Annotated in this window: 8 protein-coding genes; 7 read left to right on the top strand and 1 reads right to left on the bottom strand. The window is 63.2% G+C overall.

Annotated features, from left to right (window positions below; genetic code table 11):
- Positions 1 to 6 precede the first annotated feature (6 nt).
- The 3 genes from ABMC89_RS13305 to ABMC89_RS13295 are packed head-to-tail and all read left to right on the top strand — an operon-like array spanning position 7 to position 3156.
- Positions 7 to 1044 (top strand): catalase, encoded by a 1038-nt coding sequence (locus tag ABMC89_RS13305; RefSeq protein WP_349568688.1) that lies wholly within the window; start codon positions 7 to 9, stop codon positions 1042 to 1044.
- A complete protein-coding gene (locus tag ABMC89_RS13300; RefSeq protein ID WP_349568686.1) occupies positions 1037 to 1753 on the top strand; it encodes a hypothetical protein in 717 nt (238 codons plus the stop codon). The genes ABMC89_RS13305 and ABMC89_RS13300 overlap by 8 nt, the downstream gene beginning before the upstream one ends.
- Positions 1753 to 3156 carry a hypothetical protein gene (locus tag ABMC89_RS13295; RefSeq protein WP_349568684.1) on the top strand — a complete coding sequence of 468 codons (1404 nt, stop codon included), beginning with the start codon at positions 1753 to 1755 and terminating at the stop codon, positions 3154 to 3156. Before ABMC89_RS13300 ends, ABMC89_RS13295 begins: the two co-directional genes overlap by 1 nt.
- On the opposite strand, the gene ABMC89_RS13290 is transcribed toward ABMC89_RS13295, so the two are convergent.
- On the bottom strand, positions 3153 to 6317 hold the full coding sequence (locus ABMC89_RS13290) for an ATP-binding protein (protein WP_349568682.1): 3165 nt from the start codon (positions 6315 to 6317) through the stop codon (positions 3153 to 3155). The genes ABMC89_RS13295 and ABMC89_RS13290 overlap by 4 nt on opposite strands.
- Before the next feature lie 184 nt (positions 6318 to 6501).
- Between ABMC89_RS13290 and ABMC89_RS13285 the strand changes: the two genes are divergently transcribed.
- From ABMC89_RS13285 to ABMC89_RS13270, 4 genes are all read left to right on the top strand, one after another.
- Positions 6502 to 9516 (top strand): ABC transporter transmembrane domain-containing protein, encoded by a 3015-nt coding sequence (locus tag ABMC89_RS13285; RefSeq protein ID WP_349568680.1) that lies wholly within the window; start codon positions 6502 to 6504, stop codon positions 9514 to 9516.
- 208 nt (positions 9517 to 9724) lie between these two features.
- Entirely contained in the window at positions 9725 to 10333 is a 609-nt protein-coding gene (locus tag ABMC89_RS13280) for a (2Fe-2S)-binding protein (protein ID WP_349568678.1), read from the top strand.
- A gap of 4 nt (positions 10334 to 10337) precedes the next feature.
- The gene (locus tag ABMC89_RS13275) at positions 10338 to 11339 is read left to right on the top strand and encodes an FAD binding domain-containing protein (RefSeq protein WP_349568676.1); all 1002 of its coding nucleotides are present in this window, start codon (positions 10338 to 10340) and stop codon (positions 11337 to 11339) included.
- Positions 11339 to 13603 (top strand): xanthine dehydrogenase family protein molybdopterin-binding subunit, encoded by a 2265-nt coding sequence (locus tag ABMC89_RS13270; RefSeq protein WP_349568674.1) that lies wholly within the window; start codon positions 11339 to 11341, stop codon positions 13601 to 13603. Before ABMC89_RS13275 ends, ABMC89_RS13270 begins: the two co-directional genes overlap by 1 nt.
- Positions 13604 to 14041 lie beyond the last annotated feature (438 nt).

Below are 14041 nucleotides of genomic sequence, written 5' to 3'. Positions count from 1 at the left end.
GGCACATTGGACGCCATAGATGACAGCGAGATTGCCGAAAGAATTGTTGATGAACTGGCGCGCCCGGACGGCAGCCCGGCATTGAGGCCTGTCCACTCGATAGGGATCGGGGCTGTCGGATATTTCAATCCGTCACGGGTGGCCCAAGACTACTGCACTGCCGCGCATTTCAAACGCCATAGCGAGACAAAGGTATCGCTGCGGTTTTCGAACGGGTCGGGGTCGGCCACGGTCCGCGACGGATGGTCCGACGTGCGCGGCTTGGCCGTGCGCTTTCATCTGCCCGACAAGACCGACACCGATCTGGTCGCCATGACCCTGCCGGAATTCTTCACCCCCACCCCCGAGACGTTTCTGGATTTTACCATTCGGGCCAAGCCGAAGCCGGTTGTCTGGCAATCCCCCTGGCGCAAGATCCTCGATATGCTGCGCCTGATCCCGCCTGCGCCTGACCCGTACCCGGGTGAAAAGATCAGCCCGAATATGGGCGCCATCGCTTACGCGAATGAACATAAATCCGCGCAGCTCAGCACGTTCGAGGCCGCCTCTATCGGCGCGCCGACGAGCTATGCGCGGGCGGCCTACCATGCGGTGCACACGTTTTTCGTGACCGGCACGGACGGCACACGCAGACCGGTGCGTTTCTCGTGGCAGCCCATCGCTGGTGTGAAACGCACCGATCCGACCAAGCCGCCACGCGACCGCTACCTTCAGGACGAATTGCGCCAGCGGCTGGAAAACGAGCCAGCGCGGTTTTCGCTGATGATGATGATCGGGGAGAACGGCGACGCGTTCGAGGATTCGACCAAACCGTGGCCCCCACACCGCATACGCGTGATGATGGGAACGCTGACCATCACCGGGGTGCCAAAGGATCAGGAAACCTTTGGCGAGCGGATCAGCTTCAACCCGTGGCTGCTGACGAAGGGGATCGAGCCTTCGGGCGATCCGGTCCTGCACCTGCGCCGCCATGCCTACAACTATTCAAGCAAGAAGCGCGGCGGCATCGCCTGCCCCTTCACGAAAGGGCATATGGATGACTGAACAGGGTGGATGGTTCAACGACTGGGTAAACGCACTTCCCAGCAAGCGCTGGTTCATGTGGCTGTCGCGATATGTAGTCGTGCCCTACTGGTGCTGGCGCGATCCCAAGCCCAAGCTGCCGGGCGGACCGCGCCAGTCCCAGCAGCCCAGCGAAAGCCTGCAACGCATGATGAACCTTATCATGCCACTGAAGGATACGTCCCCGCTGGGCCGCGCCAAGGCGGTTCTGGCCATCGCGCAGAACGTCGACGAAATCTTTGCGGGCCTCGACAATGTGGGAACGGTCCACACCGCGCGCTTCCTGCTGCTGGGGGATTCGATCTGCATGATCTCGGTCTACGACGGTGATTTCAGCAACTACATCCGCGACTTCATCGAAACCATCGGAACGGTCTTCGACGAGGTGATTACGCTGGTCGAAGGAGGCGACAAGATGATCCCGACCACCGAACACGTCGAGGAATTCATCGACTGGGTGCATGCCCACGACCTGTGGCAGGCCACCGATTTCCCGACCGATCTTTTCGCGCTTCAGGATGCGGCCAAGGGGCTGCCCGCGGACACGCCCGCGCATGAGTTGATGACGCTGCCGCGCGAATTGATCCTGCAGTTGCACGCAAACCCCAACATCTCGCTCGGCGGGGGCTACCGGTCCTATCCCGGTTTCTCTGCTGCGCAAGTGCGGGCCAAGTTCGGAGTGGGATGGTAATGGAGCACCCCGATTACGCAGACATCCAGGGCAATATCCTGCGCGGATACCGCCGCCATCTGGTCCGGCACCTGATGCTTGAAGTCACCGATGCCAAGGCCGCCCGCAGGTTTCTGGCGCTCGCGGCGGACGGCGGTGGCGACGGTGTCCCTGCCATCACACCCGACGAAGACTGGGGCGAGGGGAAACCGCCGTCGTGTTTCAACATCGGCATCACCTGCGCCGGCCTGCGCGCGCTTGGCGTGGGGCAGAACCACATCGCGACATTCCCGACGGAATTTGTAGAAGGCATGACAAAGCGTGCCGCGAAACTGGGCGACACCGGCACCAGCGCTCCCGAGCACTGGCCCGCCCCTTTCGACGATCCGGACCGGCTGCATATCGTCGCGTCGATCTACGCCGATGTCGAAAACGAGATCGCGAAGGTCCATGCGCAGGTCGAAAAGGCGTTTACCGTTCTGGGCCAGCGGGACGGTGCGGGACTGGGGGAGGACAAGGTATTCTTCGGCTATACCGACAACATCTCGCAGCCGCGCTTTCGCTGGGTCAAGGATCCCTCGATGGACGGAGTGGACGAGCCGATCGACCCGCTGGGCACGATCCTTCTGGGCTATCCGACCCGCATGGAGGACATGCGGTTCACCGTCCCCAGCCCGCAAGCCTTGGGGCTGAACGGCAGTTTCAACGCGTTTCGCGTGCTGTCGCAGGACGTACCCGCCTACGAGGATTTCCTGACCCATGCGGCAGAGGTGATCGACGCACACCCCGACGGTCAGCGCCTGCTGCCGAAAGGGGGCGAGACGAAAGTCGGCAAGGGGCTGACCCGCAGGCAGGCGCTGCGCGAAATCGTTGCCGCGCAGATGTGCGGCCGCTGGCGCAACGGGGTGCCCTACCAAAGCTCACCCGACACGATGGAGCCTGTCCCGGCCGTCAACCGGACCAATTTCGACTACAAGGAATTTCCGAGATGCCCGGCGGGCGCGCACATGCGCCGCGCCAACCCGCGCGGGGGCGCGATCGTCCAGCGGATTGCCAGCTATACGCGCAGACTGGTGCGTCGCGGGATGCCCTACGGCCCGAAATGGGACCCCGACGACCCCGAGACCCGAAACGCCGAACGCGGATTGCTGGGCAATTTCATCGGCGCCAACCCCGGCGCGCAGTTCGAGGCTGTGATGTGCGACTGGATCAACCTTGGCCTGCAAAATCCGGTCATTACCGGCACCAACGATCCGCTTCTGGGCGCGAACGACCCGGTAACGAACGGATTTGACGTGGTTCTGGCCGATGGCAGCGCGATCACCGTACCGCAGTTGCCCCGTCTGGTGCACGTGCGCGGGGGGGCCTACACCTTCCTGCCCAGCCTGCCGGCGATCCGGTATCTGGCAGGTCTGGGCGCCTAGGCGTCCAGATCCGCCAGCGCGGTTTCGATCCGGGTCAACATGCCCGAAGACCCAGACGGGGCCACGATCCGGCGCGCCTCTTCCAAATGGGCGCGGGCGCGGTCCTTCTTTTTCTTGATCTTGCACAACAGGCCGAGGATCATTTCCGCGCGCCCGATCTGGTGACCTTCCGGGTCGAACATCGGATTGGCACGCACCGTTTCCACCATCCGCGTGATGTCGCGCCCCCCGAACAGAATGACCTTGGAAAGCGCGCCGATGTTGCGCAGCATTACAGCGGGCGATGCATCGCCTTCGCCCGCCAGTATCGCCAGATAGACATCGCACAGGAACAACCTGTACCAGTCGGCACCTACCTTGAAGCCCTCGCGCTCGCGCTGCGCGATGCTGTCCTCGATATGCTTCAAACCTTCGGCGATCCGCCCGTCGATGACCTTGGCAATGCCGAGCATGGTAAAGGTGGTGGACATGAACAGCGTCCAGCCGCGTTCCGAACATCGGTCGCAATAGGCCTGCACCTCTTGCGCCGCGCCGGGTTTTTCAAGCGGGATCAGAGGTGCGTAATAGGCGGTTTCCGCGATTGTCGTCTCGAAGGGGACGCGCGACAGGCGCCGTGCCTCCTGCGAGATGTCGAATGCCATCTGGTAATTGTCGCTGGCCAGAGCGATCAGCGCCTTCATACCCGTCCCGTAACCCAGCGCGCGCGGGTCGTTCTTTTGTGTGCCGAGCTCGATCATCCGGTCGGCGGCGGCCTGCGCAGCCTGGGCCTGCCCGCGGCAGACGGCATTCCATCCGATATGAGCGTGGAAAAAGTTATGGAGATAGGCGTCGTCGCTATCGGCAAGCAGGGCCTCGGCCTCGGCGCGGCGCGCCTCGAATGTCTCGCGCGGCAAGTGGCCGGTGTAGCATGACACGGCCATTTCGCTGACCAGCGCGTAAATGAGCGACGGCGCATCGCCCACCCGCTGAGCCATCGCCGAAAGCTGCCGTTCGACCGCCAGCGCATCCAAGTAGCGGCCGTTCCAGATCAGGCAGCACAGGTAGTGGTGCAGAAAACGGACATGGCTGGCGCTATCGCCCTGCTGCTTGAGAAAGTTTTCGACGCGGTCGGCCAGTTCCAGCATCCGGTTCACGCGCAGCGAGATATTGGCGCACATCGCATAGTCGGCGAGCATATCCGCAAATGCCTGCTCCGAGGCGCAGTCCGGGTCACGCTCGTAGAGCGCCAGCGCCGAGGCGAAATAGCGGTTTGCCTCTTCCAGCGAATACACCCCGAGGCTGCGCGCCCCGGCAAGCGCGGCATAGCGGAAGGCAAGATCGTCGCGGTCGGTCTGCGCGTAGTGGTAGGCCAGCGTATCCGCGCTGTCGCTCAGCCGGGCGGCGCTGCGCGCCTCGATCGCCTTGGCAATCCCGAGGTGCAAGGCGGATTTACGTTCGGACAGAAGGCTTTGATAGACGGTGTCGCGCAACAGCACATGCTTGAACCGGAAATCCGATGTATCGCCCTCGCGGTAGACCACGTCGAGCGCTTGAAGCCGTTGCAGGGATGCCGCGATGTCGACGGACCCTTCGGCCACGCCGGTCAACAGCCCCGGATCGAAGCGCCTGCCGACCACGGCGGCGGCCTGAAGCAGCCTGCGGTCCGCTTCGTCAAGGCGGTCGACACGCGCGGTCAAAAGCCCCTGCATGTTGACGGGCAGCCCGCTGCGGCCCCGCTCGGCGTCGAACCACACCTCGCCGTCATTGACCCGCAAAGCGCCTTCGTTCGAGAGATACGCAACGATTTCTTCCCCGAAAAGCGGGTTGCCGCCTGCCCGCTCTGCCACCTGCTGCACCAGCGCGGGCGGAACGCTCTCCACCCCCAGACGCGCCCGCACGATGCTGCCGATCGCGTCCTGCGCAAGCGGTTGCAGCGGCAGCGATGTCACTGCCGGGCTGTCGTTCCAGTCCGGAATATATTCGGGACGGCGGGGCAGGATCACCATCAGGTTCGGCTGCCGGGCTTCCGTGATGAGGCGGCGCAACAGGCCCTCGGAGGCGGTATCGATCCAGTGGATATCCTCGATCTGCAGGATCACCAGCGCGTTGCGGCAGTTGTGCGCCAGAAGCGCCGGGAACAGATCGCGCGTCCGCAGACCGATCAGAACACCGTCAAGACCATCGAGCGCGCCTTCCGGTGGCTCGAGCCCCAGAAGGTTCATCAAAAGCCCGAGATTTTCATCGGAATACAGATGCGCCGCGCGCAGACCCTTCGACAGTTTCTCGGCAATCCTGTCCGGGCTGTCGCTGTCGTCGATCCGGAAAGACCGTCGCGTAATCTCCAGAAACGGGAAGAAGGGGATCTGCTGGCCGTCCGCCGCGCAATGGCCGGTCAGCATCAGCTTGTCGCGTGCCTGCGGACTGTTGAGAAATTCGTAGACCAGCCGCGTCTTGCCCAGCCCCGGCTCCGCGACCAGATCGACAACGCTCAACTGGCTCTCGGCCTTCTCCAGCGCGTCGAAAAACACGCCAAGCTCATCCTCGCGACCGACATAGGTGCTGAGCCCCTGCGCGACCGATGCATCAAACCGCGTGGCGCTTTCAGCGATGCTTTTGAGAACCCACAGCTTTTGGTCGCCCGACACACCCTTGATGTCGTGTTCGCCGTGAAATTCGGTTTCGACCAGCCACTCGACCAGGCGCCGGGTGTCGTCGCAGATCAGGCACCCCCCCGACGGCGCAAGAGACTGGATCCGCGAGGCCAGATTGACGGTTTTGCCGACGGCGGTCAGTTCCGAGTTGTCGCCTTCGACCGATGCCATGACGGCGGTGCCCGAGCTGACGCCCACCCGCAACTGGGGCCGCACACCGAAGCGCCGTTCAAGATCGGCGGCGCGGGCGGCAAATTCGACATGAATTGCGAGGGCCGCGCGGCACGCCCGCAAGGCGGAATCCTCCATCGCCTCGGGAAGACCGAACACCGCCATGATACTGTCACCGGCAAAGGACCGCACGGTACCGCCGCGCGCGCGCACGACGGCAGTCAACGTGTCATAGATCATCTTCGTGAAGGCGACAGCGCGTTCTTCGCCCAGATCCTCGACGATGGCCGTATAGCCGACCATGTCGGTAAACAAGACGGAGACCTGACGTCTGTCACCCTGCCGCGAAGGCTGGTGCATGACTAATCCCCCAGATTGCCCCGAACCAACGCTTCCAACACGGTCCGGCCAGATTTTTATACACCATCACCGGCGCGACTGCCAGCGCGCAGCGTAGGGGGCCGGGTGTCGTGCCCAAAACACCGCACAGCCGTAAATCGCTTTGCCGAAACGCGTTGCCCCCTTAGGATCGAGGTCGAAACCGATGTGGGACACGATTGGATACGTCATCGAACGCACGCTGTTTTCATTTATCTGGAGATACTCCAAATGGGCTCAGCTGCGGCTTCTTTTGGTGACGCTGCTTTTGTTTCCGCTTTTGTATCTCACGCTCGAGCTGCCCAAACGGATCATCAACGACGCGATCGGGGCGAATGCGTCCACTGTGCCGGTACTGGGCGTCGAAGTCGGACAGATCACCTATCTGATGCTGTTGTGCGCTGTATTTCTGGGCGCGGTGCTGGGGCACGGTCTGTTGAAAATGCGGATCAACACGATGAAGGGCGTTCTGTCCGAACGCCTATTGCGGCGCTTTCGCTACACGCTGATCGAACGGATCCTGCGCTTTCCCGCCCCCTATTTCGAACGCACCAGTCAGGGCGAGCTGGTCAGCATGGTTACATCCGAAGCCGAACCCATGGGCGGGCTGATGGGCGATGCTGTGGCGCAACCGGTTTTGCAGGCAGGACAGATGCTGACGATCCTGGGCTTTCTCTTCGCGCAAAACCCTGTCTTCGGGCTTGCCGCCTCGGCGCTGATCCCCTTGCAGGCGTGGCTGATCCCGAAGCTGCAACGCCAGATCAACCTGATGAACAAGGAACGTGTCATCGAAGTGCGCGCGCTGGCCGCCGAGATCGGCGAGACGGCGGCGGGCGCTGCGACCCTGCGGCTGAACGGCGGGTGGCGCTACCGGCTGGCCATGATCTCGGACCGGCTGGGGCGTTTGTTCGACATCCGCTTCCGGCTTTACCGCAAGAAGTTCTTCATGAAATTCGTGAACAATTTCATCGGGCAGATGACACCGTTCTTTTTCTACTCGCTGGGTGGCTACCTCGTGATCCGTGGCGACATCACGGTGGGCGCCCTTGTCGCGGCCCTCGCCGCCTACAAGGATCTGTCGAGCCCGTGGAAAGAGCTTCTGGCCTATTACAACCAGACTGCCGATATGGCGGTGCGCTGGGAGACGGTCACCGAACGCTTTGCCCCCGACAACATGGTCGCCGCCGATTTGCTGGAGGGTCTGCCGACCGACCTGCCCCGCCTTGCGGGCGATATCGCGCTCCAGTCGGTGACGGTGCGCGACCCGGACGGCACGATTGTCCTTGAGGATCTGAACGCGACCCTGCCCGCCGCCAGCACGATTGCCATCACCGCCGCCAGCGAAGAGGACCGCCGCGCGCTGACGGCGCTTCTGACACGCGAGGTTCTGTCGACCTCCGGCACGATCACGATGGCCGGTCACGATCTGCGAAGCCTGCATCAGGCGACGATCGCGCGCAGGATCGGGCACGCCAGCGCCACGCCGGTGATGTTTCGCGGCAAGATGGCCGAGAACGTCAACATGGCCCTGCGCACCGGCCCGCAGGGTCCGGCCCCGGACACGGCGCGCGCCGAAGAAAGCGCACTGACCGGCAACAGTACCGATCCACTGGCGGCGGTCTGGCTGGACGCGGGGGCCGCAGGCATGACCGACGAGGCGGAATTGCAAGACTGGTGGACGCGGCTGGTTGCGGGCACCGGGCTGGACGCGCCGCTGTTCGGGCGTGCGATCGAGCTTGACCTTGATCCCGACCAGCACCCGGACCTGGCGCAGGCGGTCGTGAAACTTCGGGCAGATGTGCAAAGATCGGTCATAGACGCCGGGCTGGACAAGGACGTGAGCTTCTTCGACGAAAACCGCTATAATCTGGCGTTGCCAGTCGCGGAAAATCTTTTGTTCGCAATGCCTTTGCAGCCCCTGTCGGCGCAGGTGCTTCTGGATCACCCGTCTTTCCTGTCACTGCTCAAAGAGCTGAACCTTGAACATGATCTGCTGCTTCTGTCCGCCGATCTGGTCGAATTTCTCACCCGTATCTTCGGCATCGATGGCACCGATCATCCCCTGTTTCTGAAGCTCGGGCTGGATCCCGGCGCGTTCGAGACGGCGCTGTCGCATCTGCCGACCCTGCGGCGCGGCGGCGCGCTCACGCGCGATCAGGTCGCCCAGTTGCTGGCGGTGCCACTGGTCGTACCCGCCGCAAAGATCGGGCCGAGCTTCCCCGCGGGGATCATCGAAAAGGTGCTGGAGATCCGCAAGACGCACGGCGCGCACCTGCGCCGCAATACCGACAGCCTGTTCGCCCCGCTGTCGGCGGATCAACCGATCCGTGGTCTTTCGGTTCTGGAAAATACGCTGTTCGGCAAGCTGATGCCGGGCGCACAAACAGATGCTCTGACCCGTGTCGCCGAGAAACAGTTGCACGCCGCCGGGCTGCAGGGGGCCCTTCTGCGGCAGTTGTTCGATCTTCCGCTCAGCCTTGGGGGCAGTAATCTGCCTGCCACGCTGGTCGAGCCGCTGTCGCTCTGCCGCGCGACGATCAAGCGGCCCGATCTGTTGATCCTCGACGGCGCAATGGCGAGCTTTGATGCCAGCCTGCGCGAAACCCTCCACCACCGGCTGCACCGGCTGTTGCCCGAAGCGATCATTCTGACCATCGCGCCCGAGGTGCCCGACCCCGAGGATTTCGACCACCATTTCGTCCTGCAAAACGGCCGTCTTTCTGCCATGGACGAAGACATGGACGAGACCGGCGATGCCACTGCCAGCGCGGATCTGGCGCGGAAAATCAGGGCGCTGGAGCGGACGCATCTGTTCACCGGCCTGAAGACGCGGCAACTGCGTCTGCTGGCGTTTGGCGCGCGCTGGCACAATGCAAAAGCGGGCGAAACCATCTTTCGCCAGGGCGACGCGCCGACCATGGGGGCTTTCGTGATCCTGGAAGGGACGGTTGAAATGATTGCCCACGCAGAGGACGGATCGGAGCAGCTGGTCACGACGTCAGGACCGGGCGATATCGTCGGTGAACTGGCACTGATCCGGCAGGTGCCCCGCGCGCTCGACATGCGCGCGCGCAGCGACATCACCTGCCTGCGCATCGGGGCCGAGGAATTCATAGCGGTGGTCCAGAACGATGCCTCCACGGCCTACAAGCTGATGCAGGTGATCGCGGGCTACGTCTGACGGGGGCAGTCGCGTTTGCAGCGGCGCCCCCGGACAAGACGGCGCGGGCCGCAGGAATGCGTTCACCCCTCAACCGCAATGCTTAACGGGTTCTGAATCTTCAATGCACGGGACCACTTAGCAGGTTTTTGCGATGTGCGACTTGCCGCCGCAGGCCAAAGCCCCACCCTTCCCTCACAGGTTGTTTTTATCGTCGAAAGGCAGGGTTATGTCCAAAGTTCCTCCAGATTTGCGCCGTCCGGGCGTGTCGCGCCGTGGATTTCTACAAGGCAGTTCGGTCGTAGCGGGATCGCTCGGCATGGCTGTGGGTGCGGCGCAGGCCCAAGAGGCACCGGCCTCTGCCGATGCGCGCACGATCACGCTGACAGTCAACGGCAAGGCCCGCCATCTGTCGGTCGAGCCGCGCACAACGCTGGTCGAGGCCCTGCGCGACACCCTCGGGCTGACGGGCACGAAGATCGGATGCAATCAGGGCCAATGCGGTGCCTGTACCGTGCTGCTCGACGGCACGCGGGTCAATTCCTGCCTGACACTGGCAGTCATGGCCGAAGGATCTGAAGTCGTTACCGTCGAAGGTCTGGCCGATCCGACGGGCGATCTGCATCCGATGCAAACCGCCTTTGCCGAAAATGATGCGTTTCAGTGCGGTTATTGCACCCCCGGACAGATCCTGTCGGCCATCGCCTGCATCGACGAGGGGCACGCGACGGACGCTGCCGAAATTCGCGAGTACATGAGCGGCAACCTGTGCCGTTGCGGTGCCTACCTGAACATCGTGGCCGCCGTCGAGCAGGTCCGCGACGCGCAGAAAGGGTGAACCGATGAAGAGTTTTACATACACCAAGGCTGACAGCCTGCCTGCCGCCAGCGACGCCGCCGCGACTGCCGGGACACGGATCATCGCCGGCGGCACGACGATGGTCGATCTGATGAAGATCGGTGTGATCGGGCCGGACGCATTGGTCGATATCACCGGTCTTGACGCGCTCGACGGCTACGAGGTTACGGCGGACCAGTTGCGTTTTGGCGCCCTGTCGAAAATGGGCACGGTCGGCGCGGACGCGCAGGTGGTCGAAGCCTGCCCCGCCCTTTCGGAATCCCTGTGGAAAGCGGCAAGCCCGCAGTTGCGCAATGCCGCGACGCTGGGTGGCAACATCCTGCAACACACCCGCTGCCCCTACTTCCGCGACACCGCTTATGCGCAATGCAACAAGCGCACCCCCGGCAGCGGTTGTGCCGCTCTCAGCGGTGGCGAGACGACGCTGCACGCGATCCTCGGCGGTTCGTCGGCCTGTGTGGCGATGTACCCCGGTGATTTCGCGCAAGCGCTGATCGCCTTTGACGCGGTGGTCGAGACACGGGGTCCCGGTGGCACGCGGACCATCCCCTTCGCGGACCTTCACCTGCTGCCCGCCGACACGCCACAGACGGAAACAGTGCTTGAACCGGGCGAGATCGTGACAGCGATTGTCGTGCCGATCATCCCTGCCATGGCCAACAGCACCTACCTGAAGGCACGGGACCGCGAAAGCTATGCCTTCGCTTCCGCCTCGGCAGCCGTCGGGATCGAAATGGACGGCGAGACCGTGCGCGACGCGCGGATCGCCCTTGGCGGTGTGGCTTCGGTTCCGTGGCGCGCAAAGGCGGCCGAGGATAGCCTGAAAGGCAAACCGCTTACCGAAGAGGCCGCGCGCGAAGCGGGGCGTATCGCGTTCGAGGACGCAGAGCCGCTCGAAGGGTCGGCCTACAAGATTGCGCTGGGGGCCGACGTGGTCGCTGGCGCGCTCATGGAAGTGAAATCGCGCATCGGAGGCCAGAACTGATGGCACAGACAATCAACACCGAAGTCACCCGTACCGACGCACGCCGCAAGGTGACGGGGACGGCCACCTACGCCGCCGACGTCCTTCCCGCGGGCATGCTGCACGGCGCGCTGGCCTGTTCTTCCATCGCTCTGGGCACTGTCACCGCGATCGATACCTCCAAGGCTGAAGCGGAGGAAGGCGTTGTCGCCGTCTATACGCACGAGACGCTGCCGGACTATAAAACCGTGAAAGGCTTTTACGCCGGCGGGCCCGGCTCGGCCTCTTTCTGGCCGATGGAAGGGACGGAAATCCGCTATGCCGGACAGCCCTTGGCCTATGTCGTGGCAGAAAATGCCGCCGCGGCACGCCGTGCCGCCGATCTGGTCGAGGTGCAATACGACCAGGGCGATGCCGCGATCCACATGGACAGCGAAAACAGCTTTGTCGTTGGTGCGGGCGAAGACAGCGAAGGCATGGTGCTGACCAAGGGGGATCTGCAATCGGGGCTGGATGCCGCAGCGCAAAGCGTCGACATGACGTTCACCACTCCGTTCCAGCACCACAATCCGATGGAAATGTTTTCAGCTACTGCCGAATGGCGCGGGGACCGGCTGACGGTCTGGATGCCGTCGCAGTCTGTCCGTACTTTGCGTGCAGGAATCGCAGGCGCCTATGGCCTGCCGGAAACCAGCGTGCGCGTGATCTCTCCCTTCGTGGGAGGGGCCTTCGGCGCCAAGGCCGGGATCACTCCCTACGCGATGCTGACAATCGCCGCGGCAAAAGGCGTAGGCGCGCCCGTTCGTTTGGTCGTCAGCCGCCCGCAGATGTACACCGTCGCCACGTTCCGTCCCGAAACGCAGCAGAAATTCCGGCTGGGCGCCACTGCGGACGGAAAACTGACGGCGTTCGAGCATATCGAGATCGGCCAGACCTCGCAGTTCGACGACGTGGTCAACCCTGGTACACACATCACCCGCGCGATGTACGCCTGCCCGAATATCCACACCGAACAGCGCCTGTCCCGTTCGGACACCAACACCGGCGGCTTCATGCGCGCCCCGAACGAGATGCAGACCTTCTTCGCCATGGAATCAGCGATGGACGAACTGGCATGGAAGCTGGGGATGGATCCGGTCGAACTACGCCGCGCGAACGATACCCAGACCCACCCGACCGACGGGGTTCCGTTCTCGTCGCGCCACCTGATGGAAAGCTACGACGCGATCGCGCAAAGCTTCGGTTGGGCAGACCGCGCCACCGGGATCGGCGAGATGCGCGATGGGGACTGGCTGGTTGGTTACGGCTGCGCGACGGCGACCTATCCCACCAACATCCTCGCGTCCAATGCACGGGTCCGGATGCACGGAAACGGCTCTGCCTATATCGAGCTTGCCGCCCATGATGTGGGCACGGGCACCTATACCATCATGGCGCAGATCGCCGCCGCCCGCCTTGGGCTGGAGGTCAGCGCCGTCGACGTTGTCATGGGCGAGGCCGACATGCCGGTTGCCCCGCTTTCCGGCGGATCGACCACTGCTGCCTCTGCCGGGTCTGCCGTGCATGATGCCTGTATGAAGATCGCGGAACGCGTGGCCCTGCGGGTCACCGGCATGTCGGACGGGCCGTTGGCCGGTGTCGACCCCGCTACCGTCACGCTTGAGGACGGCACCCTTGTCGCAGCGGGCGGCGCACGCCAGAGCCTGCAGGAGGCGCTTGCGATGCTGCCCGAAGGCGAGGTCGAAATGATCGGCGAATTCCGTCATAAGGCGATGACCCCGCAGCAGGTCGCGACCACCTTCGCCGGCGGCTATGGAACAGCCGGTCCCGTGACGCCGGAGCGGGCGATGTTTGCCTTCGGGGCGGAAATGGCGGAGGTCCGTATCCATAGATACACCCATGAGATCCGGGTTCCGCGCCTCCACGGTGCATTTGCGGCGGGGACATGGCTGAACCGCAAGACGGCACACAGCCAGCTGATGGGCGGCATGGTCTGGGGGATCGGATCGGCGCTGCACGAGGTGACCGAGACCGACAGGGCCCGCGGCCGTTTCCTGAACGCCAACATCGCCGAATATCTGGTGCCGGTGAACGCCGATATTCGCGAGATCCGCGTGGAGATGCTGGAAGAGCAGGACGACTACGTCAATCCGCTCGGCGTCAAAGGCATCGGCGAATTGGGCATCGTCGGTACAGCAGCCGCGATCGGCAACGCCGTCTACCACGCGACGGGCAAGCGGCTGACATCGCTGCCGATGCGTATCAGCGATCTGGTATCGTCCTGAAATAAGAACCGGGCCGGCCTGACGGGCCGGTCCATCCTTCCGGCCTTGGGTGACCGAAGGTATGCGGAAGTAGCAGCCCAGATCGCGCATCCCGGATTGGTCTTTGCGAAATCCGCGCTTCTGTTTCTCTCACTATCCGATCAAGCTGAGTTTCCAGCGTTGCTCTGGTGGGCCCATTGTCAAGCCGAGGAGCTTGGAAGGTCATCCATTATTCGCGCTAGATCTGTTTGTGAAAAACCAGTCGCGTTGGGAAACCGGATCGGTTGAGACACTCGCTTGCCGAACTTCATCGAAACCCCACGAGCCAGAATTTCGACCTTCTGATCACGATGAGGGCCCGCTGGAAATGCTCAAAACAGCGCGTTGAAGCAACATCACCATCGTTACTTATCCGGTGTGTGTTGTTCGGCGGGCGATCAGCTCGATTTTATAGTTTAA

The sequence above is a fragment of the Sulfitobacter sp. HNIBRBA3233 genome (assembly GCF_040149665.1).
In the GTDB taxonomy this organism is placed as follows: Bacteria; Pseudomonadota; Alphaproteobacteria; order Rhodobacterales; family Rhodobacteraceae; genus Sulfitobacter; species Sulfitobacter marinivivus.
The sequence above is the reverse complement of the archived record's forward strand: the minus strand, read 5'-3'. Positions and strand labels throughout refer to the sequence as shown.

Bases quoted from the DNA above. Each gene is read 5' to 3' on its own strand.
- ABMC89_RS13280 (WP_349568678.1), top strand. From the start codon at position 9,725: ATGTCCAAAGTTCCTCCAGATTTGCGCCGTCCGGGCGTGTCGCGCCGT.
- ABMC89_RS13300 (WP_349568686.1), top strand. From the start codon at position 1,037: ATGACTGAACAGGGTGGATGGTTCAACGACTGGGTAAACGCACTTCCC.
- ABMC89_RS13285 (WP_349568680.1), top strand. From the start codon at position 6,502: ATGTGGGACACGATTGGATACGTCATCGAACGCACGCTGTTTTCATTT.
- ABMC89_RS13295 (WP_349568684.1), top strand. From the start codon at position 1,753: ATGGAGCACCCCGATTACGCAGACATCCAGGGCAATATCCTGCGCGGA.
- ABMC89_RS13275 (WP_349568676.1), top strand. From the start codon at position 10,338: ATGAAGAGTTTTACATACACCAAGGCTGACAGCCTGCCTGCCGCCAGC.
- ABMC89_RS13270 (WP_349568674.1), top strand. From the start codon at position 11,339: ATGGCACAGACAATCAACACCGAAGTCACCCGTACCGACGCACGCCGC.
- ABMC89_RS13290 (WP_349568682.1), bottom strand. From the start codon at position 6,317: ATGCACCAGCCTTCGCGGCAGGGTGACAGACGTCAGGTCTCCGTCTTG.